This is a genomic window from Micromonospora sp. NPDC049662 (assembly GCF_040675055.1).
GTDB lineage: Bacteria > Actinomycetota > Actinomycetes > Mycobacteriales > Micromonosporaceae > Micromonospora.
Window position 1 is genome coordinate 98,139 of the sequence record NZ_JBFAOC010000001.1, and the last position, 26,515, is coordinate 124,653.

The window sequence follows — 26,515 nt, forward strand, 5'->3', positions numbered from 1 at the left end:
TCTCTCCTAGAGCTCGCGCACGCGGATGTTGCGGAACTCGGTCAGGTCGTTGTCACCGTGGTTCTGCAGGCCGATGAAGCCGCGCAGGAACTGCCGCAGGTCGGTCGGCGGGTCGCCGGCCCGGGAGGACTGCTTGCCCGGCGTGTTGTCGAACTCGTTGATCACCACGCCGTTGCGGATCATCGTGTAGTGCTGCCCGACCACCCGGATCTCGTAGTCGTTCCACACGTTCTTCGGGGTGATGCCGGCCTGGGCGAGCGGCACCGGGTCGAAGTTGTAGACCGAGCCGGTCTTCTGCGGCTCGCCGCTCTCGCCGTCGTAGATCTGGATCTCGTGTCCGCAGTAGATCGCCATCCAGGCGGTCGAGGTCCGGGCCGACCCGATGGTGCCGCAGCTGCCTTCTGGCCGCTGCTCCAGCGGCACCCGCAGGTCCGGGAAGCGGATGAAGACACCGGTGTTGGCCCGGTTGGTGCCCGGCGCGATGTCCTTGAACTGCACCTTCAGCGAGAAGTCGCCCAGCTCCCTGGTGTGCCAGAGCATGCCGAGGCCGCCGCTGGAGCGCAGCGCCCCGTCGGGCTGGATGCTGAACGAGCCCGTCGGGGCCTGCTCCCAACCGCGTAGCGACTCGGCGGTGCCGTCGTAGAGCGGCTCGTACCCGGTGCGACCGTCCCGGCCGATGTCGGAGGCGGCGGCCAGCCGGGTGAGCGTGCCCGCCTCACGGGTGTTGAGCAGGCCGTCGTCCTGCAACGCGCGGGTCACCGCGCTGACGTGCCGGACGAAGGCGTTGTGGTCGGGCCAGGTGCTCTCGTCGTCGACGAGGTCGTTGATCGTGCAGCCCTGCCCGACCGTCCGGCTGGGCACGCCGGTGTCGGTGTCGCCGAGCCAGACCGTGGCCCGGGCGTCGGGCACCGCGCAGCCGACCGTGACGGTGGTCCGCACGGTCGCCGTCTCGCCGTCGGCGTACGTGACGGTGAGCTTCGCGGTGTAGGTGCCCACCTTGGCGTACGTGTGTCGGGGGTCCGCCTCGGTCGAGGTGCCGCCGTCGCCGAACTCCCACCGGTGGCTCACGCCGCCGGACTTCGAGCCGGTGAAGGCGATCGTCAGCGGCTTGTTCTGCACGGCCACCGAGGTCGCTGCGGGCGCCGGGGTGGGCGCGCCACCGGTGTAGGTGACCCGGATCAGCTTCTGGTTGGGGCTCAGGCTGAAGAAGCCGCCTCCGTAGTCGAGCAGGTAGAGCGCGCCGTCCGGGCCGAACTTGGCGTCCATCCAGCTCTGCAACCGGTTGTCGCCGTTGCCGCTGGGGATGATGGCCCGCAGCGACTCGGCGTACACCGGCGGGGCGGCCTGCGGCACGCCGGCCTCGTCGACGGTGACCGCGACCCGGTTGACCGGGTTCGACTGGTCGCCGATCAACCACTTGCCGTCCCAGTGTTCCGGCCAGGCGACGCCGCTGTCGGTGTCGACGAGGCTGCGGTGGTAGGTGGGGCCGGACATGATGGCCTGCCCGCCGCCGCGCAGGTACGGCTGCGTGTAGGTGGCGTCGGCCGCGACGTAGGTCGGAAGGCCGCTGCCGTCGGTCCGCTTCGGGAAGACCGGGCCGCCGCCGTCCGGCGAGTACCAGATCATGTTGTCCCGGGCCGCCGGGATGTCCTCCAGTCCGGTGTTGCGCGGCGAGGTGTTCTTCAGGTTGTCGCAGTCGTACCAGCCGGTCAGCACGCTGGCGTCGGTGTTGCTGCGGTCCCGGTACGGCTGCCGGTTACCCATGCAGTACGGCCAGCCCTGGTTACCGGCCGAGGTGATGATGGTGGCCGTCTCGTACTTCGCCGGACCGAGGGTGGGGCTGGGCGACGAGGCGTCCGGGCCGACCCAGCCGGCGGTCAGCCACTGGTGCACCGGGTCGATCTGGAGGCGGGCGATGTTGCGCACGCCCATGACGTAGATCTCCGGGCGGGTCTTCTCCGTGCCCGGGGGGAAGAGGTTGCCCTGCGGGATGGTGTACGTGCCGTCCGCCTCCGGGTGGATCCGGATGATCTTTCCGGCGAGGTCGTTAGTGTTACCCGACGTGCGGCGGGCGTCCTGGAACGAGGTCCCCTGGTACTCCTCGGTCCAGTTGTTGCCGGAGTAGCCCTGCGACCCCTCGGAGGAGTTGTTGTCGCCGGAGCCGACGTAGAGGTTGCCCTTGGCGTCGAACGCCATGCCGCCACCCGCGTGGCAGCAGCTGTGGATCTGCACCGGGAACTGCAACAGGTCCTTGCGGGTGCCCTGGTCGATCGTCTGGGTCGTCCGGTCGTAGGTGAAGCGGGAGATGGTGCGCTGCCCGACCCGTTTGACCCGGTCGATCGACTCGTGTGGCATCCAGTAGACGTAGAGCCAGCCGTTCTCGGCGAACGTCGGGTCGGGCACGATGCCGAGCAGGCCCTCCTCGTTCTTGACCAACTCCGAGCCGCTGCCCCGGTTGCCCATCACCTCCAGGGTGGTGAGCAGCTTGACCTGCTTGCTGCGCGGGTCGTAGGAGTGGATGGTGCCGCAGCCCAGGCCAACCTTCGGGTCGTTCCAGTCCGCGATCGGGCCGCTCGGGCAGGCCGCCTTGCCGACGTAGAAGACGGTGCCGTCGGGGGCGATGGTGAGCCCGTGCGGCTCGCCGATCTGGTCGAGCTGCCCGGTCTGGTTCGCGGCGGTCAGCCGTTCGACCTTGTAGTTCGCGGCGATCGTCGCCTGGCAGTCACCGCGTACGCGGCCGGTGGTCCAGTTCAGCGCCCCGGTCAGGTGCGCCCGGAACGCCTCCTCGCCGTAGCTGCCCTCGGTGTGGCCCATGCCGGTGTAGAACGACCGCCCGCCGTCGTAGTCCCGGCACCAGGACACCGGGTGGAACGGACCGTTCGCGCCCGGACCCGGGTCGTAGTGCCGCTCCTCGACCTGGGCGAGGGTGTGCACCGCCCCGATCGGGTTCGTCTCCCAGTTGTCCCAGCGGTCCGACCGGGTGAGGGTCAGCGGCAGCGACGCGGTGGCCGGGTGTTTGCGGTCCAGGATGTCGACCACCGCCCGGTTCACCGGGGTCGGCGGCGGCGCGGTGGCCGTGCCGGTGAACAGCCGCAGGTCGGCGAGCTGGATCAGCGGCTCACCGCTGTTGGCGGTGATGTTCAGCCGGTAGCGGCTGAACTCCTGCGGCGAAGCGATGTCGAACCGCCGGGTCTGGAACCGTTCGGCGAACGCCTGGTTGGTGCGCTGGTCCAGATCGGTCCAGCTCTGGCCGTCCGTTGAGCCCTGCAGGGTCCAGTCCTTCGGATCCCGCCCGACGAAGTCGTTGGCCGACGTCAGCGCGTACCCGGTGATCCTCTTCGGTGCGGCCAGCTCGTAGGTCACCCAGGCCGTGGGCGTGCGGACCAGCCACTTCGTGTTGGCGTCGCCGTCGGTCAGCTTCTCCTTGGTCTCGGTGGGCGGGTTCTCGCCGCTGGCGGTCACCCGGGCCACCGGCTCGGCCACCGGGATCGCGCCGGCCGGGCGGGCGCCGATCAGGCCGGTGAACCAGGTCGAGTCGACCTGCGCGCGGGCGGCGTCGGCGATGCCGACGAAGCCGCCGCCGGCCTTCATATAGGCCTGGAGCGCCAACTCCTGGTCGCGGTTGAGCGCGGCGCCCGTCGCGGAGAGGAACACCACGCTCCGGTACGCGGACAGCTTGGTCGGAGTGAACACACCCGGGTCCGTGGTGGCCATGACATCGATGTCATGACTGGCCGCAAGTTGTCGGATGGTGTCCACCGCGCGCGCCACCGGGTCCTGCTGTTCGGCCACCGGCCCGTGGAACACGAGCACGGCCGTGTCGCTCTGCTGCGTCGGCGCTGGCGCCGCGCTCGCCGCTCGCGGCGCGGCTACCGCCGCCGATGCCGTGGTCGTGGCCGGGATCAGCGTGGCGAAGGCCGCTATCGCGGCGAGGGTACGTCGTAGGTCTCTTGTCATCCCCGTCCCCACCTTTCGGTCAGCTTCCGTGCGTGTGGGTGTGGCCCTGGAACCGGTGGATCGCCTCCTCGGCGCCGGGGGGCATGCTGCCGTCGGCGTTGCGCACCAGGAAGATCCCGGCCATGCCGCCGTCGGAGTGGTTCTGCACGTGGCAGTGGTACATCCACGCGCCGGGCCCGACGCCCTCCCCGGCCAGCACCTGGAACCCGAACGAGCTGCCCGGGTTGAGGTCCTTGTTGTCGACGACCAGGCTCGGGTCGGCCGGCCCTTCGAGCATCCCGGTGCGGTTGTCCGCCCAGCGGTGGGCATGCAGGTGGAAGGTGTGGAACAGGTTGCCGTGCCCGATGGCGAGCCACTCCACCCGCTGGCCCAGGTTCGCCTCGAACATGGGCGTGTTCGGGGCCATCCGGTTGTTGATCGTCATGTCGTGGAACACGACCGTGAACTGCTTCTCCGGCAGGATGTCGCCCCGACGCCGGACGATCAGCGCGCCGTACAGTCCCTTCGCGACGCCGGCCGTGCCGTGGTCGGTGCCCATGGCGTGGTCGTGGTAGTGCCAGTAGCCGGCGCTGCCGGGCATGTACCGGCGACCCGACGCGGCGACCATCTCGTGCGAGCGCCACACGTACGTCCGTGTCTCGCCGGGGTCGTTGAAGGAGTCGTTGAACGGACTACCGTCCGAGTCGGTGCTGTAGTCCACGCCGTGCGGGTGGATGGACAGCCGCTGGTCGGTGGTGTTGACCAGGGTGATCTCCAGGGTGTCACCCTCGTAGATCTCCAGCACCGGTCCGGGCACGGTGGCCTGGCCGGGTGCGAGGCCGTAGCCGTACAGCCCGCCGGGCAACTGCTCGGCGTAGATGGTGACCTTCCTGGTCACTCCGGCGGCGGCCTGCGCGGGGCTGCCTCCGAAGGCGCTCCCGAGCGTGGGGGCGGACGCGCCCAACGCTCCGGCGGCGAGCGCCCCGGTGGCGATCAGTGATCGGCGGGACAGGTGGCGATGGGAGCCAACGGCCTGATCGTCCATGGGTCTCCGTTCCCGACCGGGCGAAGACGCGACGAGCGCAGGGTGCATCGACCGCCGAGCACAAGGCGGCAGCACGACTGGGGTGAGGATCGTCGCGGACTTCGCTCGGAAGACTCAGAACTTTCGATGGATGAACCCAACTTATGTAATCCATCGACGAAAGTACAGGTCTGATTGCAGGAAGATTACCGCGACATCACAATGGCCATCGATCGGCCGGCGCTGGTGGTGTCAGAGACCGTGCCGGTCGTCGGCCGGCAGGCTGGGGGTTTCCGGTGGCGCCGGCGGCTGCTCGGGCTGACCGACCCGCGCGTGCGTCGGGTCCAGGACGCGGGAGAGGAACGCCCGGGTCCGTTCGTGCTTCGGCGCGCCCAGCACCTCCTGCGGCGGCCCCTGCTCGACGACGACGCCACCGTCCATGAACACGACCCGGTCGGCGACGTCCCGGGCGAACGCCATCTCGTGGGTGACCACCATCATCGTCATGCCCTCCTCGGCGAGCCCACGCATGACGGTGAGCACGTCACCGACCAACTCCGGGTCGAGCGCCGAGGTCGGCTCGTCGAAGAGCATCAGCTTCGGGTCCATCGAGAGCGACCGGGCGATCGCGACCCGCTGCTGCTGCCCGCCGGAGAGCTGCGCGGGGAACGCGTCGGCCTTGTCGGTGAGGCCGACCCGCTCCAGGTTGGCCCGCGCGATCCGCTCGGCCTCGGCGCGCGAGCGGCGCAGCACCTTGCGCTGCGCGACGGTGAGGTTGCGGAGCACGGTCAGGTGCGGGAACAGGTTGAACGACTGGAACACCATGCCGATGCCCCGGCGGACCGCGTCGATCTCGACGTCCGGGTCGGTCATCTCCACGCCGTTCACCCAGATCGTGCCGGCGGTGGGTTCCTCCAACAGGTCGACACAGCGCAGCAGGGTCGACTTGCCGGACCCGGACGGCCCGATCACGCAGACGACCTCGCCCTGGCCGACCTCGAAGTCGATGCCCTTGAGCACCTCGATCGGCCCGAACGACTTGTGCAGGTCACGGATCTGTACGGCGGGACGGGACGGGCTGGTCGTCATGCGGGTCACCGGGCCTTGGCGTAGCGGAGTTCGAGGCGGCGTACCACCTGGGACAGCGGCAGGGTGATGACCAGGTAGGCGAGGCCGGCCACCAGCAGCGGGGTGGCGTTCACCCGGTCGTTGAGCATGTCCCGGCCGAACTTGGTGACCTCGATGGTCTGTGCCGTCACGCCCAGCACGTACGCCAGCGACGAGTCCTTGGTGAGCAGGATGAGCTCGTTCGTCAGCGGCGGGATGACGATCCGGAACGCCTGCGGGATGACGATCGTGCGCATGGCGGTGAAATGCGACATGCCGAGGGTACGGGCCGCCTCCATCTGCCCCTTCGGCACCGCCTGGATGCCGGCGCGGATGGTCTCGGCCATGTACGCCGCGGCGGTCAACCCGAGACCGATCGCGATCGAGCCGAACACGCCGCCGGGGATCTGCCGCTCCGGGAAGGCGATGGGGATGCCGTACCCGACGAGGAAGAGCACCAGCAGCGCCGGCAGCCCCCGGAACAGCTCGATGTACGCGGTCGCCAGCCAGCGGTACGGCGCCACCCGGGACAGCCGCATGAGCGCGAGCACGGTCCCGAACACGAGGCCGAAGGCGAACGCGCCCAACGTGTAGAGGATCGTGTTGCGCAGCGCCACGGTAATGATCGTCGGGAACATCGACTCGATGATGTCGACGCGGAAGAACGCGTCGGCCAGTCGGCCCCAGTCCGCGGCGAGGAGCACCGCGGCGATGATCGCGACGAAGACCAGGTACTGGATACCGAGGGACAGTCGTTCCCGCTGGCGGCGGCGCAGCTTCACGTTGGCTCGTTGCCTTCCCGGATTGTGCCGACGGGGTAGGGCACGCGGTCCGCGCGCCCTACCCCTTTGGAGCGTCGATCAGGCGTTCGGCCGCTTGCCGATCCACTTGGAGTAGATCGTGTCGTACGAGCCGTCCTGCTTGGCCTTGGCCAGCGTCTCGTTGATCTTCTTGAGCAGTTCCGGGTTCGCGTCCTTCTTCACCGAGAACCCGTACTGCTCGCCCGTGTCGAACTCGGCGGTCACCGCGAACCCACCCGGGTTCTTGCGCAGGTACTCGGTCCACACCGGCAGGTCGTTGACGGCGGCCTCGACCTGACCGTTCGCGACGGCCTGCTGCAGGGCGGCGAGATCCTCGAACTCGACGAGCTGCAGGCCCTTCTCCTTCTCGAACTTGCGGGCGTAGTCACGGCCGGTGGTGGCCGCCTGCACGCCGAGCTTCTTGCCCCGCAGGTCGTCGAGCGACTTGTACGGCTTCCCGGTCTTGACCAGCATCGCCTGCGTCGCGTCGAAGTACGGGTCGGAGAAGTTCATCACCTTCTGCCGCTCGGCGGTGATGGTCATGCCGGCGGCGGCCGCGTCGCACTTGCCGGTGTTCAGGTCCTGGCCGGACTTGATGCCCTCGAAGGGCGTGTCGATGATCGTCTGCTCGACGCCCAACTCCTTGGCCACGAGGTCCATCACGTCGACGTCGAACCCGGTGACCTTGCCGCTGGCGTCCTTGGACTGGAACGGCGGGTACGGCAGGTGGGTGCAGACGGTCAGCTTGCCGGCCTCGACCAGCTTGACCCCGCTGGCCTGGACCTCGCTGTCGTCCTTCTTGGCACACCCCGCGGTCACCGCCAGAGCGGCGATCGCCACGACGAGGCCGGCCTGACGGACTGCGCTACGGACCCTCACGAATGTGTCCCTCCGGTTCGGCTTCCCGTTGCGCCGGGCAGCCAGGTTGGTACGAAGACGGTGTGACAGGGGACGGTACCTGATTCGACGAACGGTAACTCAGGTCACGCGTTGTAGCCGCAGCGCTGCGGCGACCATCACAGGCCGTGAACGGGACAGTGGGCCCCGAAGGGGACGGCGAACGGGACCAGGCCCACCCGTGCGCCCTGGCGGGCCGCGCGTTCGCGCCGCCGATCCGCCGCGACGACCGGCATTTGAGTATCCGCACCACCCCGAAGGAGTAGGCCAGCGCCCCGAGCGCCGCTGCGCCGCCGCAGAAGCTGATAGACGATCAGTGGTACCGCCGTCACCGCAGGGCAGATCAACCCGGATGGGAGGGCAGGACCTGAGGATGGACACCTACCCCACGACACCTCAGATGGCCTTCGCGCAGTTCGTCCGCCAAGCCGTCGACGACGCCCGTGAGGAACACGGCTGGACCGTCGGCGACATCGCCCACCACACCGGGGTGAGCCGCTCGACGCTGTTCCGCTGGCTCGCCGGAGACTGGCAGCGCTACCCCGAGCTGGCGAAGGTGCGTAGCCTCTGCGCCACCCTCGACCTCTCCATCGCCGCCGCGATCCGGCCGCTCGCGATGCCGGACGCGGCCGAGACGCCCCGGGCGCTGGCGCAGGTCGAGACGGACATGGGCACCATCCGCCGACGTTTGCTGGACGACACCGTCTCGGCCGCGGACAAACGCCAGATCCGCGACCTGCTCCGCCGCCTCGCCGGCCGGGACCTTCCGGTCGAGGCGGCGTCGTCGACCGGCGCCGGGATCACCCGCCGGCCCCGTCGCGGGTGGGAACATCGCGCCGGTGAGCCGAGCGCGCGGACCCCCTAGGGCCCGCCGACGTCAGGTGGCGGCGCGTCCCTGCCGGCGAGAGCCGCCGTCGGGGCGACGGGACCCGATCCGGGGTGCCCGCACCACCGGCGAGCTGCCGACGCCGGGGCGATAGTCACGTGCCGCGGCGGCCACCATGTCGTCGGAGTCGTTCTCGAGCGCCTGCCGCACGTGCGACGGGATGAGCTCGGACGTGGCCATGGCCAGGCGTACCTGCACGGCACGGTCGTCGGCCAGACCTGCCAGATCCGCCTCGCTCAGCTCCAAGGCGCGGACCAGGGCCGCCCGTACGTCCACCGCCGGATCCCTGGCCAGGGCGCTGCGCTGCGCGGCGGTGGTCCGCGGGTTGCGGGCGAGCCCCTTGCGCACGCGGACGGTACGGTCGGCCAACAGGGCGACGACGACCTCGGGGTCGTGGGTGTGGGTGGCGAGCCGCTCGCGTACCTCGGGTGAGGCGTCCTCGACCAGCTCGGCGGCGAGGTGGGGCTCCAACTCGCGGGTCTCGGCGAGCAGGCCCCGAAGCTCCTTGTCGGGCGCGGCGACCATCACCCGGCGGACCGACTCGTCGCAGGCCGGGTTGCTGGCGACGGCCCACCGGACCCACCGGTCGGCGTCCTTGACGAGACGCAGGAGGTTGCCGACCGACGTGGCGGGATTGCGTGCCACCGCCTCCCGGACCTGACGATCGTGGTCGCGGGTCAACGTCCGCAGGGCCTGCGCGGGCGCGTCCGGCCGCGCCGCGACCGCCTTGCGCACCGTGACCGACGCATCCGACGCCAGGTCGATGAGGGTCATCTGTGGTGTTGCGGGGTCCTGTGCGAGGGCGAGTCGAGCGTCCGCCCCGCCGTCGGTCGGACGGTCGGCCGTGGTTCCCGACCCGCTGTGCCGGTCGGCCCCGCCGACGTGCTGCTGCTTGCCCATGGGCGCAATCATGGCACGGGTCGACCGGGGCGCCGCGCGGCAAGCCTGGACGCCGTCCCTGCTCCGGCGGCCCGCCGACCTCAGTGCTGACGCGGGGCCACCAGCCCGGACTCGTACGCGACGACGACGAGCTGGGCGCGGTCGCGGGCGTGCAGCTTGGCCATGGCCCGGTTGATGTGGGTCTTGGCGGTCAGCGGGCTGATCACCATTCGTGCCGCGACCTCGTCGTTCGACAGACCCTGGGCGACCAGGACGACGGCCTCGCGTTCCCGGCTGGTCAGCTCCCGCAGCCCGGTCGGGACCCGCAGGTGCTGTGGTTCGGCGACGTACCGGTCGATGAGGCGGCGGGTGATCGACGGCGCGAGCAGCGCGTCCCCTCGGGCGGCGACGCGTACGGCGTGCAGGAAGTCCTCCGGCTCGATGTCCTTGACGAGGAAACCGGCCGCGCCGGCGCGCAGCGCGTGGAAGACGTGTTCGTCGAGTCCGTAGTTGGTCAGGATGACGACGTGCACGCCGGCTAGCGCCGGGTCCGCGGCGATCAGCCGGGTCGCCTCGATTCCGTCCAGCACCGGCATCTGGATGTCGATGAGCGCGATGTCGGGCAGGTGACGTCGGGCGAGGGCCAACCCCTGGAGACCGTCGGCCGCCTCGGCCACCACCTCGATGTCGTCCTCGATGTCCAGGAGCGCGCGGAAGCCGCTGCGCAGCAGCGCCTGGTCGTCGACCAGCAGGACGCGGATCACGCGGACGGCCCGACGGGAAGTTCGGCGCGGACGGTGAAGCCGCCCCCGTCGCGGGGCGCCGCGTGCAGGCGACCGCCCAGGGCGGTGACCCGTTCGCGCATCCCGAGCAGCCCGACGCCGGGCGCCGGGGCGGCGGCCGGCGTGGCGGCGCCGTCGTCGTCGACCCGGATCGCGAGGGCGTCCGGACGGTAGTCGACGTGGACCGACGCGGTGGCCGCGGCGGCGTGCCGTGCGACGTTGGTGAGGGACTCCTGGACGATGCGGTAGGCGGTCCGGTCCACGGCCACCGGCACGGCCTGTCGCGGCCCCCGCACCGTCAACGTCGCGTCCAGCCCGGCCAGCCGAGCCCGCTGCACCAGCTCCGGCAGGTGGTCGATGCCCCGCGGCGGGTTCCTGCTGTCGTCCCGCAGCGCCTCCAGGGTCGCGCGCAGCTCGCGGCTGGCCTCCCGGCCGGCCTCCCGGATCGCCAGCAACGCCTCCGGCACCGCCTCGCCACGCCGACGGGCCAGGTGGACGGCCACCTCCGCCTGCACCTTGATGATCGAGATCTGGTGGGTCAGCGAGTCGTGCAGCTCCCGCGCGATGTGCAGCCGCTCCTCGTCGGCCCGGCGTCGCGCGGTCTCCTCCCGGGTGCGCTCGGCCTCGTCGGCCCGCCGCTCGGCCTGCCGCAACGCCTCCCCCGCCGCGCCGGCGGCGATCAGCCACGCCACCTCCAGGGCGCCCCGGGCCCGCGCGAGCGCGTCGCCCAACGGCAGACCCTGCGGTGGGGCGAGCGCGGTGAGCGGCAACGCGACGAGCATCAGCACGGCGGCGACGACCGTGACGACGCGGTGGCCCGCCCGCACACCGGTGTACACCGCGAACAGGAAGGCGACCGCCGGCACGTCGAAACCGACCGCCTGGTAGCCCACCGCGCACAGCGCGGTGACGGCCAGGACGGTGACCGGAGCGCGGCGACGCGCCGCCAACGCCAGACCACCGGCGGCCAGCAGCGCGTAGCCCAGCAGGTCGAGGTCCATCGTGGAAGGGCCCATGGACCGCCCGGCGACCAGCAGCACCACCGCCACGCCGACGGCGATGACCCAGTCCCGGACAACGGCACGCCCTGTGCTCATGCGCGCACCCTAGCCCGGGGCACGCACCGGGCGACTCCTGCGCGCGAACGACCGTCGACTACCGCGTCCGTGGTAGTCGCGCGGCGGGTGCGTCGTACGCGGCAGCCGCCTGCGCCCGCCGCGGCAGGACGAAGAGCCTCCGGTTGCCGGACGACCGGCGGCCGGCGCGGCGACAAGATCGAACGGCACACCACGACGTACGAGAAGGAGAAGCCCATGTCGGTGTTCACCGCTGCCACGTCCGCCCTGCTCGAGGGGATCGCCGCGCCGGACCAGCCGTTGGCGGCCAGCGTCACCACCATGAGCACCGGTCGACTCGGGGCGAGCGTCGGCGGCCTGCTGGGCCTGGCGGGGGTGATCGTCGGCGCGCTGGCCCTGGCCCGCCCGACCAGTCGCGTCGGCACCGGCAGCGGGATGATCGGCGCGACCGTGGCCCTGGCGTCCGGACTGCTCGCCGTGGGCCTCGGCGCGCTGGTGGTGGCGACCTCCGACAGCGGGATCGGCACCGGCAACGGTCGGGGCGGGGCGTACGTGGCCCTGGTGGTGGGGTCGGCCGCCCTGGGCCTCGGTGGTCTCGCGTTGCGGCGCGTACGAGGTTGAGGGACCGCCCGTCCTGCTCCGCGCGGGAGCGGGACGGGCGGGCCACCCGCCGTCAGACGCCCCGCGCGCCCCTGCGGAAGCCCACGATCACGACCGCGCCCACCACCAGGTGCATCAGGACGAGGGCGACCCGGGTGCCGGCCGAGGCGTCGACCAGGGAGGCCGGCACGAGCGACAGCACGAGGACGACGAGAGCGATCCCCGTCCAGATCGTGATGGCGCTCGCCCGGAAGCGCTCGAGCACCGCGAGCAGGCCCCAGCCGAGCAGCGCCGCGATCGCGGAGTTCAGGACGACGGCGAGCACCGTGACGTCCCGCGGGCCGGCGCCCTGGTCGACGGTGAGCTGCGCGCCGGCGAGGGTCGCGATCGACCACACGGCCACGGCGGCGAGCACGGCGACCGCGACGGCGATGGCCCGGTCTCGCACGCGCGAGGCGCTGGCACCGGCACGGGGAACAGAGGCTTCCGCAGACATCAGGGGTGACTCCTCAGTGGAGGGGACGTGCTGTCGAGATCGAACCGTATCAGAAGGTTCCGTTCTTTACTATCTCGTTCTTAACTTGTTCGCGAGGCGACGATGCTCCGCTACGAGATAGTTCGAATCACGAACCAGTTGCTAGGCTGCCGCCATGACCACCGGAACCTCCGGGCCCGATGCCGCGACACCAGACCTGATGTTCCTGATGTCCTGGGCCACCCACGCGCTGGCTCAGGAACACGCCGCCGCCCTCTCCGGCCTGAGCATCTCGACGCGTGCCTACTGCGTGCTCGATCGCGGTCTCACCGGCGAGTTCACCCAGAGCCAGCTCGGCGAGATGTGCGGCATCGACAAGACGACGATGGTCGTCACCCTCGACGAGCTGGAACGTGCCGGCCTGGTCGGGCGTCGCACCTCGACGACCGACCGACGCGCCCGCATCGTCACCGTCACGCCCGACGGCGAGCGGCTGGTCGCCGAGGCGCGGCAGATCGTCGCGGGACTACAGCACGACATCCTCGCCACGGTCCCGTCGCGCGACCGCGCGATCTTCCTGGACGTGCTCGGCCGGCTGGTGCAGGGCCGACTGTCGACATTCGTGCAGACCGACCGCCCCGCCCGCAGGCGATCCTCCCGGGCAGCCTGACCTCGAGCGGGGAGCATGCTCAGGTGAGTTCGGACCAGCTCCTCGTCACGCTCGACCGCGCCAGTGCGGTGCCGTTGCAGCAGCAACTCTGCGACCAGATCAGCTCATCCGTACGCGCCGGCCGGCTGCGCCCCGGCGACGCGGTGCCGCCCAGCCGCGAACTGGCGCACCAGCTCGGGGTCTCCCGGACGGTGGTGACCCGCGCCTACGAGCTGCTGCGGGCCAACGGGGTGCTCACGTCGCGGCGTGGTTCCGGCACCCGGGTCAGCGCCGCACCGGCCGACGCGCCACCGCGGGTCCCCCGCGCCGCCCGCGCGCACCTGCGACCCGAGCCCCCGCTGCCCACCGACGCCGGCAGTCCCCTCTGGAAGCCCTGGGAACCGGCGCCGATGCACCGGCCGGACGGCACGTACGACTTCCGGCACGGCACCCCGGCGCTGGCCAGCTTCCCGGTGACCCGGTGGCGGCAGTCGCTCGCCGACGCGGTCAGCCGGGCGGACGCGGTGGCGTTGGGCTACGGCCCGGCCGAGGGTTCCCCGTCGTTGCGTACCCAGATCACCGCGCTGCTGCGACGCAGCCGGGCGCTGGACGCCCGCCGCGAGGACACGGTCGTGACCAGCGGCGCGACTCAGGCCATGGACATCCTGGTCCGGCTGCTCGTCGGCGCGGACGACGTGGTGGTCATCGAGGATCCGAGCCACACCGTGCTGCGGCAGATCTTCGGCTACTCGCGGGCCGCCGTGGTGCCGGTCCCGGTCGACGAGGAGGGCCTGCGGGTCGATGAGATCGACTGCCGGGTCCGCGCGCACGGCCTCGACCCGGCCCGGGTACGCCTCGTCTACGTCACCCCGTCGCACCAGTTCCCGACCGGGTTCATCATGTCCGACCGGCGACGGCGGGCGTTGCTGCGCTGGGCCCGCGACCACGCGGCGACGGTGCTGGAAGACGACTACCACAACGAGTTCACCTTCGCCGAGGAGCGGCTCGCGTCGTTGGCCGCCGATCCGCAGGACGCGGACGTGGTCTACGTCGGCAGCTTCAGCAAGACCCTCTTCCCGTCGCTGCGCATCGGATACGCGGTGTTGCCGCCGCACCTCGTCCGGTCGTTCCTAGGCATCAAGTGGATCACCGACCGGCTGACCCCGACGGTGACCCAGGAGGCGTTGGCCGAGTTCATCTCGTCCGGCGCGTACGCCCGGCACATCGGCCGGATGGACCGCCTCTACCGCCAGCGTCGCGCCCGGCTGCTGGAGGCGCTGTACGAACACTTCGGCGCGGGAGTACGGATCTCCGGCACGGCGGCCGGGCTGCACGTGCTCGTGACCCTGGGCGGCGCGCACGACGTCGATGAGGCCGAGATCGTGCGCGCCGCCGCCGCCCGGGGCGTACGGGTCTATCCCGCCTCGGGCTACTTCGTCACCCGGCCGCCGACCGAGCCGACCTTCCTGATCGGGTACGCGGCGTTGCCCACCGCTCGGATCACCGAGGGAGTGGCGCTGCTGGCCGCCGCGGTGCGGGACGCGACGGCTCGGTGAAGCGGGGCCGGTGAAAGCGCGCGCTCTGGGCGTACGGGACGGTGCAGTCGAACACCGCCTTGGCCGTGCGCCCGTCGGCCGAGAGCGACGGCGAGTAGCCGGTGTGCTGGCTCGGGTCGAGCGGAAAGCCCTCCCGGTCGGGCAGCACGACCAGGTCCTGATCGGCCTGGAACCGGGTGACCATCGCCCACCACAGGTCCTGGTCGGACTCGATGTCCACGTCCTCGCCCACGCACAGCACCAGCTTGGCCATCCGGAACTGCTCCAGCACCGCCTCGGCGGCGGCGCGCACCGCGACGTCGTCCTGTGGCCCGCGCTTGACCGACCACTGGAGCACCACCATGAGCTGACCGCCACCGGCGGTGTGGCAGTGCGCCGCGAGCGCCGGTGTCCCCCGCCGCCGCAGCACGTCCAGCACGGCGGCCTCCATCCCGAAGCCGAGCAGGATCGACTGCTCGTGCCCGGGCCCGGAGACCGCCTGCAGGATCGGGCTCTCCCGAGCGGTGATCGCCGTGGCCCGGATCAGCGGCAGCCAGGGGTGCGCGCGACCCTGGTAGCCGAGGAACTCCGGCGTGGCCACCGTGCCGTGCGCGCTCTCCGGCGCGTGGTCGGCCAGCAGCTCACCCTCGATGACGTACTCGGCGTGGGCGATGAACTCGGCGTCCACCGTGGCGCAGGGCAGCAGCTCCACCGGCTGGCCGGCGAGCGCGCCGGCCACCGCCAGCTCATCGAGGTCGGGCGGGACCAGCGAGGTCGGGCAGCAGGAGGAGAGCAGCACCGCCGGACTGAGGCCGAGGTGGATCGCCACCGGCAGTGGGCGGCCCCGGCGCAGGGCGGCCTGGTACGCGAGTTCCAGGTCGCGCCCCGGCACCATCCAGATGGTCAGCGTGTCGGGCCCCTGCACGCACATGCGGTGCACGGACAGGTTGCGGACCCCGGTGTCCGGGTCGGTGGCGAGCACCGCGCCGAGGGTCAGGTAGGGCCCGGCGTCCTCGTCGGTGAGGACCGGCACCGGCAGCGCGGTCAGGTCCAACGGCAGCGACTCGCGCGGCCAGCGGGACGCGTCGGCGGCGAACTCCGCCGGGCGGGGGGCGGCCACCGCGTCAAGCAGCCGGTGCGGCAGCTCGGCGGGCGTGCAGCCGAGCAGGCCGGCGGCTCGTCGACGGGTGCCGTAGAGGCCCATCAGCACCGCCCGGGTGGGTCCGTCGTCGGGGCGTACCCGGTCGAAGAGGACGGCCGGGCCGGCGCCGGTGGGAGGGGCGGCGGGCGCGCCCGCCCAGCGGGCGTAGTGGGCAGACACGCCGTAGCGGGCGGGCAGCTCGGTGGCGACCCGCACCAGCTCGCCGGGGAGCGGGTCGAGGCTGGCCAGGGCGTGCCGCAGGTCGACGGGCAGACGGTGGCTCATCTGGTGTCCGTCGCCGCGGCGGCGGCGCGGCGGGCCGCCAACATGTCGAGCTGCATCAGGGTCAGCTCCTCGATGAGGGCGCGGTACGTGCCGACGGCCACCTCGGGCGGCATGCCGTGCCCGACCGCCAGGGCGTGTACGCGGTCGAGGACCTGCCGCACCCGCTCGGGTGAGCGGACCGTCCCCTCGTCCGTCTTGTGCACGGTCAGCTCCCGCACCACCCGGGTGCGCTCGGCCAGCAGGGCGATGATCTGCCGGTCGAGCCCGTCGATGGCGACCCGAAGCTCGGCGATCCGGGCCGGCCCGTCGGCGTCGCCGGCCGGCGTCGACCCGGCCGGCGAGGCGACGCTCTGCTGGTCGCTCACGGCTGCGGAACCTCATCGACCACGAAGACGACGGTGGGCTCGGCGTCGCTGCCCTGCGACCGGTGCTCCTCGTCGTCGGGAATGACGAACCCCATGCCGGGGCGACACGGCACCGACCGGTCCCGGAAGTGGATGGTGAACTCGCCCTGGAGCACGTAGCCGGTGTGCCCGCGCAGGCACCAGTGGTGCTCGTCGAAGCCGGGTGGCAGCTCCAGCAGGCGCAGCCGCTGACCGCCCACGTACGTCATCTTGACCCGGCCCTCGGCGCCCGGCTTGTCCCACCTCTCCCACTCGGTGGCCGGGAAGTCGATGCCGACCGGAGTGGCGACCTGCTCAGTGGACATTCTCGATATCTCCTCTGCTCTGGGCGGTTTCGGCGCGGCGGGGCCGCGGGACGCGTTCGTTGCGGTCCCGGCGCGGCAGGACCGGGCCACCGTCGACCCGCTGGTGCCGCTTGAGCAGCTGCACCATGTCGAGCATCCGGTGCACCATCCGCTCCAGCGCGTCGACGCCTTCGGCGTCGGTCAGCCCGGGGCTGCCGGTGGTGTTGCGCAACAGGACGGGGAATCCGCTGCCCACCAGGATCATCCTGTTGAGCAGCAGGTTGTTGACGATCTGGTTGTGCACGGAGGAGTCGCTGTACCGACGTCCGGTGACGATGATGCCGCCGACCTTGTCGGCCAGCGGCCGGTTGAACCGCAGGTAGCCGACGCCCGCGCGCTCGATGAAGACCTGCATGAGGTGGGCGAGGCCGAAGCCGTGCACCGGGGCCGCGTAGATGAGTCCGTCGGCGGCGGCCATCTGCTCCACCAGGGCGGGGACGTCGTCGTCCACCCGGCAGGGCAGGGTTCGGCTGTTGCAGTCGCCGCACGGGCTGCACGGCGAGATGCGGTGCTCGCGGAGCACGATCGTGCGCAGGGTCGCGCCGCGTTCGGCGATCAGCCGGCCCGCGTGCGCGATGGCGTGGTCGGTGTTGCCGCCGGCCCGTTCCGACCCGTTGATGGCGAGGATGGTGGCTGCTTCGCTGTGCATTGGCGCCCCCGGTGCTCGGCGCGGGGGCGGACGCCACGACGGCGTCCGCCCCAGCGAGGTCAGTCCGTCAGCTTTCCGGCGAAGTAGTCGATGTAGGCCTGCATGTCGAAGTGGCCGTGCCCCGATAGGGAGAAGACGATCGCCTGCGACTCGCCCGTCTCCCGGCAGCGCAGCGCCTCGTCCACCGCCACCCGGACGGCGTGGGTGGACTCCGGCGCCGGCACGATCCCCTCGCTGCGGGCGAAGAGCACGCCCGCCTCGAAGCAGGCGGTCTGCGGCACGGCACGCGCCTCGATGAGGTCGAGGTCCCGCAGCGCGCTGATGATCGGCGCCATGCCGTGGTAGCGCAGTCCACCGGCGTGGATGGCCGGTGGGCGGAACTCGTGGCCCAGGGTGTGCATCTTGGTCAGCGGGGTGAGGCCGGCGGTGTCCCCGAAGTCGTAGTCGTAGGTGCCCTGGGTCAGCGACGGGCAGGAGGAGGGCTCGACCGCGACGAACCGCACGGCCGGGCCGCCGCCCAGTTGGCGGCGCAGGAACGGCAGGGCCAGCCCGGCGAAGTTCGAGCCACCGCCGGCCGCGCCGATCACGACGTCCGGGTAGTCGTCGGCCAGGGCGAGTTGGAGTTGCGCCTCCTGGCCGATGATGGTCTGGTGCATCAACACGAGGTTGAGCACCGAGCCGAGGGCGTACTTGGCGGCGCCACCGCTGGCCATCGCCGCCTCCACCGCCTCGGAGATGGCCAGGCCGAGGCTGCCGGTGGAGTTCGGGTCGGCGGCGAGCGCGGCCCGGCCCGCCGCGGTACGGTCGCTCGGGCTCGCCGTCACCGACGCGCCGAACGTCTCCATCAGCCCCCGCCGGTACGGCTTCTGGTCGTAGCTGACCCGCACCATGAAGACCTCACAGTCGAGGCCGAAGTACGTGCAGGCCATCGAGAGCGAGCTGCCCCACTGGCCGGCGCCGGTCTCCGTGGTCAGCCGCCGCACGCCGTCGAGCTTGCTGTAGTACGCCTGCGGTACGGCGGTGTTCGGCTTGTGGCTGCCGGACGGGCTGACCCCCTCGTACTTGAAGTAGATCCGGGCCGGCGTGTCGAGGGCCTTTTCCAGACGGTGGGCGCGGACGAGCGGGCTGGGCCGCCACTGGCGGTAGATGTCCAGCACCGGCCCGGGGATGTCCACGTCCCGCTCGGTGCTGAACTCCTGCTCGATCATGCCGGTGGCGAAGAGTGGTTCGAGGTCCGCCGGGGTGAGCGGTTCCCGGGTGCCGGGGTGCAACATCGGGGGCAGCCCCTTGGGCAGGTCGGGAACCACGTTGTACCAGGTCGTCGGGATGTCGCTCTCGGGCAGCACGAACTTCGACGTCGTCATGGCGCCTTCCGATGAGGGGTGGGTGGGTGTCAGGGACTGGCGGTGGCCGGTTCGGCGGGCGCCGGCACGGGCCGGACGGCCGGTCGGATTCGCAGCGCCGCGAACGCGACCACACCGACCACCGGGGTCAGCAGGAGGATCAGGAGGACGGGCTGGTGCCCCTGGGTCTGCCAGACGAAGCCGAGACCCATCGGCACGACCAACCGGGCCGAGCTGAGCACGAAGGCGTTCAGGGCCATGAAGCTGCTGACCCGACGCTCCTGCACGTGGTCGGCGATGTAGGTGGGCACCACCACCGAGGCGATGATCTCCCCGAGGGTCCAGACCACCGTGGAGAGCAGCACGGCGGGCAGCGAGAAGGCGAACACCAGGACGGCCATGCCGGCCGACCAGAGCAGGCCGGCCACGATCAGCAGGACCCGGGTCGAGTACGCCTTGATCCGCTTTTCGATCAGCAGGCTGGCGCTGACCACGACGACGCTGTTGATGGTGTAGACCGCGCCGACCACCGCCACCGACGAGTGCAGCACGGTGGTGACCGCGAGAGGCAGCGTGTATTCCAGGCCGATCAGCGGCGCGACGTAACAGAAGGAGACCAGCACCAGCAGCGCCACGTCGACATCCCGGCGCAGCCCGGCCCAGCGGGTCGTGACGACCGGCGCGGTCGTCGGGGCACGGCGGGTCTCGGCGGGTACGAACAGCCAGATGGTGGCCGCCGCGAGCAGACCGAGCAGGATGTTCCCGGCGAACATCAGCTCGTACGACAGCGCGGCCGCGAACCCGCCGAGCAGCGGGCCGACCCCCATGCCGAGGTTGTTGGCGAGATAGCTGACGGTGTACGCGAACGGCCGCTCGCCCGGCTCGGTCAGGTCGGCGATCAGCGTGTTGGCCGCCGGGGAGAACATGCCCATGCCGACCAGCGCGACGAAGAGCAGCACCGCGTACGTCCAGGTGGGTCCGTCGACCACGGCCAGGCCCAGGTAACCGGCCGCGTTGAGCAGCAGGCTCGCCACCAGCGCGGCGCGGCGGCCGGCCCGGGCGCAGACCGGCCCGCTGAGCAGGCTGCCGGCGAGCAGGCCGGTGCTGCCCGCGGAGATCAGCACGCCCGCCTCGCCGGTGCTGAGCTGCCGGCTCTGCACCAGGTAGACCGCGAGCAGGGGAAAGACGAACATGCCGGCCCGGTTGATGAAGGACGCGTAGACCAGCATCCGCAGCGGGCGGGGCAGGGCCCGGAACCGGCTCAGCCACATGACGACTCCCCCACCGGTTCGGTGCGCACCTCGAACGAGTCGCGGATGACCTTGAAGCGGGCGCGGACCGCGTCGAAGTCCCGCCCCTCGCAGACGTACCAGCCGAGCACGTCGTTCGAGGCGGTCGGCGCGGCGAGCACGTCACCGACGCGCTTCCACACGTCCGCGTCGCGTACCGCGTCGAGCGCCCGCAACTGCGCCGCCGAGGTGATCGCGGTGATCCGCCCGTACCGGTCGGAGCACAGGTACTCGGTGCCGATCTCCGGCCCGAGCGTGGTCGTCGGCACGTGCTCCGGGTCCAGTTCGAGGCGGCACCACTCCCCGGCCAGGTTGATCCCCCGCCCGGCCTCGATGGCGGGGACGATCGAGCCGCCACCGGCCCGGGCCGCCGCCTCGCCGAAGACCACCTCGCCGTCGTCGCGGAGGAAGAACTCGACGTGCGCCACGCCGGTCCGCATCCCGAAGCCCCGCAGCACGGTGGCGCTGGCGGCCAGGATGCGCCGCTCGGCGTCGGTCAGGTCGTGTTTGCGGGAGACCGTGCCGCCGGGCTCGTCGCGGAACTCCAGGACGGAGTACGTGTAGCGGGAGAGCTGCTCGAAGACCACCTCGCCGTCGCGCAGCAGCGAGTCGACGTGGTATTCCGCACCCCGGACGTACTCCTCCACCCGGTAGTCGTGCCGGTCGTCGGCGATCAACGGCCACACCCGGGCCAGGTCCTCGACGGAGTCCACCCGGTGCGTGTCGCCGCAGGCCCAGCCGGCGTACGGCTTGACGACCACCGGCCAACCGACCTCGGCGGCGAACTCGGCGACCGCCCCGACCGTCTCGGGGCGGCAGGAGCGGGCCACCGGCACACCGAGCTCGGTGGCACGGCGGTGCATGACGTTCTTGTCGCGGAAGGTCAGCGCCCCCTCCGGGTCGAGCCCGTCGATGCCGTGGTCCCGTCGGCAGTGCGCGGCGGTCAGCACGTCGCCCTCGAAGAGCGGGAAGACGCGCCGCACCGGGTGCTCGGCGACGATCGTCGCGACGATCGAACGGACGGCCTCGCGGTCGTCGAGGTCGGCGTGGTAGCAGGGCAGACCGGCGGTGTCGGCGGACGGCTGACCGGTCGGCAGCAGCGCGACGGTCGCCACGCCCCGCTCGGCGGCGGCGGCGACCACGGCGCGGAACTGGGCGGCGTACCGCCCGGCCGCCGGGCGGTAGATCACCAGGATCGCGCCGTTCACGGACGGCTCCGACCGTTGCTGCCCGCCGGGCTCAGCGGTCCCGCGGTACCCAGGACGGCGCTCGTCGCGTCGCGGTCGAGCACCGCCTCCTGCCGTGGGCCGGCGGACATCCCGGCGAGGACGCCGCCGAGGCGGGCCAACGCGTCAACCACCTCCGCCCGTCCGCCGGGGTGGGCCGACTCGACGGTGAGCAGCAACGCGTGCGGGCCCAGGTCGGTGCGGACCAGGTGGCCCTGCCGCCAGTTCCAGCGCCGCGAGTGGGCCCGCCCGTCGGCGTCGGCGTAGACGACCTCACCCGGCTCGGGACGCTCGGGCGCGTCGGGAACGCCCAGCGGCAGGTACGTCTCGGTGCCGTCGGCCGGCCGCACCACGAGGTCGGTGAGGCCGTCGACCGCGCACGACGCCACCGGCAGCGCCGCGCCGAGCGAGACGGCGTTGCAGAGGTCGACCAGGGCGTTGATCCGGGGCAGCCGGTCGCCCTTGGCCACCCGGCGGGTGATCGATTCGGCGGCGCAGGGGAACCGGTTCGGGTTCACCCCCACCGCCCGGTACGCCTCGCGCCAGGCCGCGATGCCCGGCAGGTCGGCCACGGCGGCCTTGTCCAGGCCGGCGCCGTGCAGCGCGTCCTCCGCGGCGGTGAGCAACGCCGACACGGCGGGAGGCGCCGGTACGACCTCGACCAGCGCCACGGCGAGCACGCCGAGCACGTAGTCCGGCACCGCGGTCAGCACCCGGTCGTCGATGCGGACGGTGAGAGTGGCCGCACCGTCGCTGAGCTGGGTCATCGTGATCCTCGTGAGAGTCGGGTCCGATTGTCCGCCCGACCGTACGCAGCGGGACGACCACCGCTTGTGGCCAATCCGGGGTGATCCGGTGAGGCCAATCCGGGTGGCCGTTGCGCGGTCGTCGACGCCTGGCGCAGGAAGTTGTCGAACAGCCGCAGGCCGGCCTCGGTGAGCACGCTCTCCGGGTGGAACTGCACCCCCTGCACCGCGAGCGTGTGGTGTCGTACCCCCATCACGTAGCCGTCGTCGGACGACCGCGCGGTCACCCGCAGGGCCGGGGGCACCGGGTCCGCGACGATCAGCGAGTGGTAGCGGGTGACGGTGAGCGGCGCGGGCGTGCCCTCGAAGACGCCCTGGCCGTCGTGGGTGACCACGCTGGTCTTGCCGTGCATCAGGTGCCGGGCGACCGCGATCGTCCCGCCGTAGGCGAGGCCGATCGCCTGGTGGCCGAGGCAGACCCCGAGCAGCGGGACCCGACCGGCGAAGGCGTGCACCAGCTCCACGTGCCCGGACTCGGCGGGGTGGCCCGGCCCGGGGCCCAGCACTACCGCGTCGGGCCGCAGGGCCACGAGCTGGTCGTTGGTCGCCGCCCGGGAGCGGACCACCACGGTCTGTGCGCCGAGCGTCCGCAGGTACTGGTCGATGATGTGGGTGAAGCTGTCGTACGCGTCGACGAGCAGGACCTTCACGACAGCAGCTCCCTACCGGTCAGGGCCCAGTAGGTGGCGTTCATCTTGGCCAGCGTCTCGCGCCACTCGTCGCCCGGGGTGGAGTCGGCCACGACCCCGGCCGAGGCCTGGGTCCGGTAGTGCCGGCCGTCGTGCACGGCGGTCCGGATGCAGAGGGCGAGCACCGCGTAGCCACGGACGTCGACCAGCCCGACCGCGCCGGCGTAGACGCCCCGGGGCTCGTCCTCCAGACCGTCGATGATCTCCATGGCCCGCAGCTTCGGGGCGCCGGTCATGGTGCCGGCCGGGAAGGTCGCGCAGATCGCCGCCCACACGTCGGCGTCGTCGGCGAGCTGGCCCGAGACGGTCGAGACCAGGTGGTGCACGTACGCGAACGGCTCGACGTCGAACATGCTGTCGACGCTGAGCGTCCCCGGCACGCAGACCCGGCCGATGTCGTTGCGGCACAGGTCGACGAGCATGACGTGCTCGGCCCGTTCCTTCTCGCTCGTCGCCAGCTCGACCACCCGCCGTCGGTCGGCTTCGGGGTCGGCGGCGCGGCGGGCCGTTCCGGCGATCGGACGCATCGAGAGGCGGCCGTCCTCGATGCGCAGAAACAGCTCCGGGCTGGCCCCGATGACGGTCCGTCCGGCCCACGGGGTGAGGTACATGTACGGCGACGGGTTGCGGTGACGCAGTCGCCGGTAGACCTCCAACGGTGTCAGCGTCGTCTCCACGTCGATCCGGTGGCCGATCTGGATCTGGTAGCTGTCCCCGACCTCGATGTGCCGCAGGCACTGCTTCACCCGGGCGGCGAACGTCTCCTCGTCGACGGTGTCCCGGACCAGACGCGGTGGCGGGGCGGCCGGCACGTGCGGGTGCGGGGCGGTCGGTCGCACGGGCAGCTCGGGCAGACGGGCGGCGTCGTCCGGGGGCAGGTGCGGCCCGCTGGCGTCGAGCCGCCGGACCGTGCCGGCGCGTAGATCCCACCAGACGGTGTGCCGGAACAGCGCGAGCGTGCAGCGGGGAACGTCGTCGACCACCCGCTCGGTACCGAGTTCGTCCATGTCCCGCGCGGCCTCGTACGCCAGGGTGGTGAGGAATCCGAAGGCGAAGGTGTCGGTGGGGACGGTCGTGCGCACGGCGAACGCGCGCTGTGCCGCCCGGACGGCGGCCCACACCTCGGTCGGTCCGGCGACGGGCCAGACTCGCGCCGTGGTGGCCCGCCGGCCCGGTTCGCCCAGGACGGCGGTGAACACGGCGGCCAGGGCGTCACCCAGCGGACCGTCGGCGGCCAGCTCGAGGCGGTCGGCGATGAGTCGCACCTCGGCGAGGAGACCCCAACCGACGGCTGCGGCATATCGGTCCCGAACAGGACCGTCCAGGCTTTCGAACAGATACAGGTCGTCGTGGGAAAGACTGTCGGCGAGTGCGGTGTAGAGCGACAACGGATCGATCGACGGCAGTGTGACAGATGTCACTTCCACCGGAATTGAGTCCATAAATGCGGTACGTGTATCGGTCGACGAATGTGCTCGGATCGACCACGCGGCGGGTTCGGTTGACAATAGGGACACTTGCGGAACCCCCTCTGAACAGCCCGATTCCGCACCACCGTTGGCGCTGGTCCCGCCGACGACGCGGCAGGTCGGACCCTTCCCCCAGGCGAAAGGACTTCGCACGACCACCCCGGCGCCGGCGGCGGGGCGTCCACATTGGACACGCTCGGAACATACGCCCTGATTCGCCGGCCACCGGGCGGTTGTGCACCCGACCAACACTTTCCACAGGCACGGATCACGCTGTCCATACCACTTCGACGATCTCGGAGCGGACCACTTGTCCCTTAATCTAAGCCTGTCAATAGACGGGCAATCGCGTGGAACGCTGGCAGTGCAGCTCCGTAACGCATTCCGTACGCAGATCGAGGAGGGCGCGCTGCGCCCCGGCACCCGGGTGCCGTCGAGCCGGCAGCTCGCCGCCGACCTCGGCGTGTCCCGCAGTGTGGTCGTCGAGGCGTACGGACAACTCTGCGCCGAGGGGTACCTCGTCTCCCAGCACGGCTCGGGCACCTCGGTGGCGGCGGCGGCCCGCGCCGACGTCGCCTCGGCGCTCACCCCGGACGACCACCCGCCCGCCCCGGCGGTCTGCGACCTGCGCACCGGCAGCCCGCACGACTCGACGTTCCCCCGCCAGGACTGGATCCGGGCGGTCAGCGCGGTGGTCACCTCGGCCGGCCGTCGCGAGCTGGGCTACGCCCCGCCGTCCGGGCTGCCGGTCGTACGGCACACCCTCGCCGGCTACCTGGGCCGGGTGCGTGGGGTACGGACCCGGCCGGAGCGCCTCATGGTCACGTCCGGCTTCGCGCAGGGGCTCGCGCTGCTCTGCCGCGTGCTGCGCGACCGTGGCCACGACACGCTCGGGGTGGAGGATCCGGGGCACCCGGGCGAGTGGGAGTTCGTCGCCGAGGCCGGCCTGCGTCCGGTGGGCATCCCGGTGGACTCCGACGGCATCCGGGTGGACGCGCTGGACGCGAGCGGCGTCCGTGCCGTGCTGATCACCCCGGCCAGCCAGTTCCCGACCGGGGTCACGCTCACCGCACGACGCCGGGCACAGCTCGTGGCCTGGGCGAAGAAAGTCGACGGCTACGTCATCGAGGACGACTTCGACGCCGCCCTCGTCGCCCCGGCGCACCGGCTGCCGGCGGTGCAGAGCCTCGCGCCCGACCGGGTGGTCTACGCCGGCAGCGCCAGCAAGGTCCTCACGCCGGCGCTGCGCCTCGGCTGGCTGGCCATCCCCGCCGACCTGACCGCGGCGGTCGAGCGGATCCGGGCCAGCTGGGACATCGGCTGCTCCGGCCTGGAACAGCTCGCCTTCGCCCGGTTGATCGACACCGGCGCCTTCGACCGACACCTGCGCCGACTCGGCGCGGACGTGCAGAAGCGCCGTCAGGCGGTCCGCGACTTCGTCGCCGGGCACCTGCCCGACGTCACCCTGCTCGGCGCGAACGGCGGACTCCAGGCGTACCTGCTGCTGCCGGCCAGGTACGCGGAGGAGGCCGTGGTCCACGCGGCCCGGCGTCGCTCGGTGCTGGTCCGCGGTGGCCGCTTCTACGCCCTACGGCCGGACGACCGCCCGCCGGCGCTGGTGCTCGGCTACGCCGGGGTACGCGGCCCGGAGTTGGGACGCGGCCTGACCGCTCTGGGCGCGGCGTACCGGGAGACGACCGGTCGCGGTTGATCAGTCGGCCGGCCGGCCCGGTTCGGCTCGCGCACCATGAACACGTCGATCGGATCCTCGGTTTCGAGCGTGAATCCGTGCCGCTCGTACAGCCGCCGGGCCGCGCTGCCGCGCAGCACGTTCAACCGGACGCGGACGCCGTCGCGGTCGCACCGCTCGAGCAGCGAGCGCAGCACGGCGGCGCCGATGCCGACGCCCTGCGTGGGCGGCGTCAGGTAGAAGTGCTCCAGCCAATGGGCGTCCTCGCCCGGCCGCAGGGACACGCACCCGGCGAACGCGCCGTCTACCTCGATCAGCCAGGTGTGTGCCGGCGAGAACCCGTCCCGCAGTCGTTGCCGGACCCGCTGCGCGTCGTACCGCCCGAGCCGTTCCAGATCCGGCCGCAGCACCACGGACCGCAACTCGGCCACCGCCTCGACGTCCGCCGTCAGCGCCGGCCGCAGCGCCCAGTCCCGCACGACCGCAAGGCTACGCGGGCGCGTTCCGGCTCTCGCGTCGAGCCGTCGGCGTACG

23 protein-coding genes and 2 pseudogenes are annotated in these 26,515 nt (G+C 71.8%); 5 read left to right on the forward strand and 20 right to left on the reverse strand.

Annotated features, from left to right (window positions below):
• Positions 1 to 6: 6 nt before the first annotated feature.
• The 5 genes from AB0J36_RS00380 to AB0J36_RS00400 all read right to left on the reverse strand — a co-directional run bounded on the left by AB0J36_RS00380 (position 7) and on the right by AB0J36_RS00400 (position 7,746).
• Positions 7 to 3,957 carry a ThuA domain-containing protein gene (locus tag AB0J36_RS00380; RefSeq protein ID WP_363659810.1) on the reverse strand — a complete coding sequence of 1,317 codons (3,951 nt, stop codon included), beginning with the start codon at positions 3,955 to 3,957 and terminating at the stop codon, positions 7 to 9.
• A gap of 19 nt (positions 3,958 to 3,976) precedes the next feature.
• Positions 3,977 to 4,981: a multicopper oxidase domain-containing protein gene (locus tag AB0J36_RS00385; protein ID WP_357172094.1), complete on the reverse strand. Its 1,005-nt coding sequence runs from the start codon at positions 4,979 to 4,981 to the stop codon at positions 3,977 to 3,979.
• Positions 4,982 to 5,212: 231 nt separating this feature from the next.
• Positions 5,213 to 6,049, reverse strand: coding sequence for an amino acid ABC transporter ATP-binding protein (locus AB0J36_RS00390; RefSeq protein WP_357172093.1), 837 nt, complete (start codon positions 6,047 to 6,049; stop codon positions 5,213 to 5,215).
• Positions 6,050 to 6,054: 5 nt separating this feature from the next.
• Complete coding sequence (locus AB0J36_RS00395) at positions 6,055 to 6,849, reverse strand: amino acid ABC transporter permease (protein ID WP_357121130.1); 795 nt, start codon at positions 6,847 to 6,849, stop codon at positions 6,055 to 6,057.
• Between the two features lie 78 nt (positions 6,850 to 6,927).
• A complete protein-coding gene (locus AB0J36_RS00400) occupies positions 6,928 to 7,746 on the reverse strand; it encodes a basic amino acid ABC transporter substrate-binding protein (protein ID WP_357172092.1) in 819 nt (272 codons plus the stop codon).
• A 391-nt stretch (positions 7,747 to 8,137) separates the two neighbouring features.
• Here AB0J36_RS00400 and AB0J36_RS00405 point away from each other — a divergent pair.
• Positions 8,138 to 8,524 (forward strand): annotated as a pseudogene (locus tag AB0J36_RS00405) (helix-turn-helix transcriptional regulator); the annotation flags it as partial.
• Positions 8,525 to 8,641: 117 nt separating this feature from the next.
• Here the strand turns inward: AB0J36_RS00405 and AB0J36_RS00410 are convergent.
• From AB0J36_RS00410 to AB0J36_RS00420, 3 genes are all read right to left on the reverse strand, one after another.
• Positions 8,642 to 9,550 carry a hypothetical protein gene (locus tag AB0J36_RS00410; RefSeq protein ID WP_363659813.1) on the reverse strand — a complete coding sequence of 303 codons (909 nt, stop codon included), beginning with the start codon at positions 9,548 to 9,550 and terminating at the stop codon, positions 8,642 to 8,644.
• A gap of 80 nt (positions 9,551 to 9,630) precedes the next feature.
• Positions 9,631 to 10,293 (reverse strand): response regulator transcription factor, encoded by a 663-nt coding sequence (locus AB0J36_RS00415; RefSeq protein WP_357121121.1) that lies wholly within the window; start codon positions 10,291 to 10,293, stop codon positions 9,631 to 9,633.
• Positions 10,290 to 11,408 (reverse strand): histidine kinase, encoded by a 1,119-nt coding sequence (locus tag AB0J36_RS00420; RefSeq protein ID WP_363659815.1) that lies wholly within the window; start codon positions 11,406 to 11,408, stop codon positions 10,290 to 10,292. Before AB0J36_RS00420 ends, AB0J36_RS00415 begins: the two co-directional genes overlap by 4 nt.
• A gap of 216 nt (positions 11,409 to 11,624) precedes the next feature.
• Here AB0J36_RS00420 and AB0J36_RS00425 point away from each other — a divergent pair, with 216 nt between their 5' ends.
• Positions 11,625 to 12,008 (forward strand): DUF6223 family protein, encoded by a 384-nt coding sequence (locus AB0J36_RS00425; protein ID WP_357121115.1) that lies wholly within the window; start codon positions 11,625 to 11,627, stop codon positions 12,006 to 12,008.
• A 52-nt stretch (positions 12,009 to 12,060) separates the two neighbouring features.
• Here the strand turns inward: AB0J36_RS00425 and AB0J36_RS00430 are convergent, their stop codons facing one another.
• The gene (locus AB0J36_RS00430) at positions 12,061 to 12,435 is read right to left on the reverse strand and encodes a DUF6069 family protein (protein WP_357121112.1); all 375 of its coding nucleotides are present in this window, start codon (positions 12,433 to 12,435) and stop codon (positions 12,061 to 12,063) included.
• A gap of 202 nt (positions 12,436 to 12,637) precedes the next feature.
• Between AB0J36_RS00430 and AB0J36_RS00435 the strand changes: the two genes are divergently transcribed.
• Both AB0J36_RS00435 and AB0J36_RS00440 read left to right on the forward strand, forming a co-directional pair.
• Complete coding sequence (locus AB0J36_RS00435) at positions 12,638 to 13,132, forward strand: MarR family transcriptional regulator (protein ID WP_357121109.1); 495 nt, start codon at positions 12,638 to 12,640, stop codon at positions 13,130 to 13,132.
• Between the two features lie 23 nt (positions 13,133 to 13,155).
• Complete coding sequence (locus AB0J36_RS00440; protein ID WP_357121106.1) at positions 13,156 to 14,667, forward strand: PLP-dependent aminotransferase family protein; 1,512 nt, start codon at positions 13,156 to 13,158, stop codon at positions 14,665 to 14,667.
• Here the strand turns inward: AB0J36_RS00440 and AB0J36_RS00445 are convergent.
• The 10 genes and pseudogenes from AB0J36_RS00445 to AB0J36_RS00490 all read right to left on the reverse strand — a co-directional run bounded on the left by AB0J36_RS00445 (position 14,612) and on the right by AB0J36_RS00490 (position 24,249).
• Positions 14,612 to 16,072, reverse strand: coding sequence for a UbiD family decarboxylase (locus AB0J36_RS00445; RefSeq protein ID WP_363659818.1), 1,461 nt, complete (start codon positions 16,070 to 16,072; stop codon positions 14,612 to 14,614). The genes AB0J36_RS00440 and AB0J36_RS00445 overlap by 56 nt on opposite strands.
• Positions 16,069 to 16,437 carry a chorismate mutase gene (locus tag AB0J36_RS00450; protein ID WP_357172088.1) on the reverse strand — a complete coding sequence of 123 codons (369 nt, stop codon included), beginning with the start codon at positions 16,435 to 16,437 and terminating at the stop codon, positions 16,069 to 16,071. The genes AB0J36_RS00445 and AB0J36_RS00450 overlap by 4 nt, the downstream gene beginning before the upstream one ends.
• Positions 16,434 to 16,781: a cupin domain-containing protein gene (locus AB0J36_RS00455; RefSeq protein WP_357121097.1), complete on the reverse strand. Its 348-nt coding sequence runs from the start codon at positions 16,779 to 16,781 to the stop codon at positions 16,434 to 16,436. Before AB0J36_RS00455 ends, AB0J36_RS00450 begins: the two co-directional genes overlap by 4 nt.
• A complete protein-coding gene (locus tag AB0J36_RS00460; protein ID WP_363659821.1) occupies positions 16,771 to 17,469 on the reverse strand; it encodes a flavodoxin family protein in 699 nt (232 codons plus the stop codon). Before AB0J36_RS00460 ends, AB0J36_RS00455 begins: the two co-directional genes overlap by 11 nt.
• Before the next feature lie 59 nt (positions 17,470 to 17,528).
• Positions 17,529 to 18,833 (reverse strand): TrpB-like pyridoxal phosphate-dependent enzyme, encoded by a 1,305-nt coding sequence (locus AB0J36_RS00465; protein ID WP_357121091.1) that lies wholly within the window; start codon positions 18,831 to 18,833, stop codon positions 17,529 to 17,531.
• A gap of 29 nt (positions 18,834 to 18,862) precedes the next feature.
• A complete protein-coding gene (locus AB0J36_RS00470) occupies positions 18,863 to 20,083 on the reverse strand; it encodes an MFS transporter (RefSeq protein ID WP_363659823.1) in 1,221 nt (406 codons plus the stop codon).
• Entirely contained in the window at positions 20,074 to 21,309 is a 1,236-nt protein-coding gene (locus tag AB0J36_RS00475) for an ATP-grasp domain-containing protein (protein ID WP_363659825.1), read from the reverse strand. Before AB0J36_RS00475 ends, AB0J36_RS00470 begins: the two co-directional genes overlap by 10 nt.
• Positions 21,306 to 22,094 carry a phenylalanine--tRNA ligase beta subunit-related protein gene (locus AB0J36_RS00480; protein WP_357398722.1) on the reverse strand — a complete coding sequence of 263 codons (789 nt, stop codon included), beginning with the start codon at positions 22,092 to 22,094 and terminating at the stop codon, positions 21,306 to 21,308. Before AB0J36_RS00480 ends, AB0J36_RS00475 begins: the two co-directional genes overlap by 4 nt.
• A gap of 125 nt (positions 22,095 to 22,219) precedes the next feature.
• Positions 22,220 to 22,783, reverse strand: a pseudogene (locus AB0J36_RS00485) (aminodeoxychorismate/anthranilate synthase component II); the annotation flags it as partial.
• On the reverse strand, positions 22,780 to 24,249 hold the full coding sequence (locus tag AB0J36_RS00490; RefSeq protein ID WP_357398723.1) for an anthranilate synthase component I family protein: 1,470 nt from the start codon (positions 24,247 to 24,249) through the stop codon (positions 22,780 to 22,782). The gene AB0J36_RS00490 and the pseudogene AB0J36_RS00485, both read right to left, overlap by 4 nt.
• Before the next feature lie 406 nt (positions 24,250 to 24,655).
• Between AB0J36_RS00490 and AB0J36_RS00495 the strand changes: the two genes are divergently transcribed.
• Positions 24,656 to 26,002 (forward strand): PLP-dependent aminotransferase family protein, encoded by a 1,347-nt coding sequence (locus AB0J36_RS00495; protein ID WP_357121075.1) that lies wholly within the window; start codon positions 24,656 to 24,658, stop codon positions 26,000 to 26,002.
• On the opposite strand, the gene AB0J36_RS00500 is transcribed toward AB0J36_RS00495, so the two are convergent.
• Positions 25,918 to 26,460: a GNAT family N-acetyltransferase gene (locus tag AB0J36_RS00500; protein ID WP_357121072.1), complete on the reverse strand. Its 543-nt coding sequence runs from the start codon at positions 26,458 to 26,460 to the stop codon at positions 25,918 to 25,920. The two genes, AB0J36_RS00495 and AB0J36_RS00500, sit on opposite strands and share 85 nt — an antisense overlap.
• Between the last annotated feature and the right edge of the window lie 55 nt (positions 26,461 to 26,515).

Coding starts and splice junctions, on each gene's coding strand:
- AB0J36_RS00380 (WP_363659810.1), bottom strand. CDS start 3,957: ATGACAAGAGACCTACGACGTACCCTCGCCGCGATAGCGGCCTTCGCC.
- AB0J36_RS00385 (WP_357172094.1), bottom strand. CDS start 4,981: ATGGACGATCAGGCCGTTGGCTCCCATCGCCACCTGTCCCGCCGATCA.
- AB0J36_RS00390 (WP_357172093.1), bottom strand. CDS start 6,049: ATGACGACCAGCCCGTCCCGTCCCGCCGTACAGATCCGTGACCTGCAC.
- AB0J36_RS00410 (WP_363659813.1), bottom strand. CDS start 9,550: ATGGGCAAGCAGCAGCACGTCGGCGGGGCCGACCGGCACAGCGGGTCG.
- AB0J36_RS00420 (WP_363659815.1), bottom strand. CDS start 11,408: ATGAGCACAGGGCGTGCCGTTGTCCGGGACTGGGTCATCGCCGTCGGC.
- AB0J36_RS00425 (WP_357121115.1), top strand. CDS start 11,625: ATGTCGGTGTTCACCGCTGCCACGTCCGCCCTGCTCGAGGGGATCGCC.
- AB0J36_RS00435 (WP_357121109.1), top strand. CDS start 12,638: ATGACCACCGGAACCTCCGGGCCCGATGCCGCGACACCAGACCTGATG.
- AB0J36_RS00445 (WP_363659818.1), bottom strand. CDS start 16,072: ATGAGCCACCGTCTGCCCGTCGACCTGCGGCACGCCCTGGCCAGCCTC.
- AB0J36_RS00455 (WP_357121097.1), bottom strand. CDS start 16,781: ATGTCCACTGAGCAGGTCGCCACTCCGGTCGGCATCGACTTCCCGGCC.
- AB0J36_RS00460 (WP_363659821.1), bottom strand. CDS start 17,469: ATGCACAGCGAAGCAGCCACCATCCTCGCCATCAACGGGTCGGAACGG.
- AB0J36_RS00465 (WP_357121091.1), bottom strand. CDS start 18,833: ATGACGACGTCGAAGTTCGTGCTGCCCGAGAGCGACATCCCGACGACC.
- AB0J36_RS00470 (WP_363659823.1), bottom strand. CDS start 20,083: ATGTGGCTGAGCCGGTTCCGGGCCCTGCCCCGCCCGCTGCGGATGCTG.
- AB0J36_RS00480 (WP_357398722.1), bottom strand. CDS start 22,094: ATGACCCAGCTCAGCGACGGTGCGGCCACTCTCACCGTCCGCATCGAC.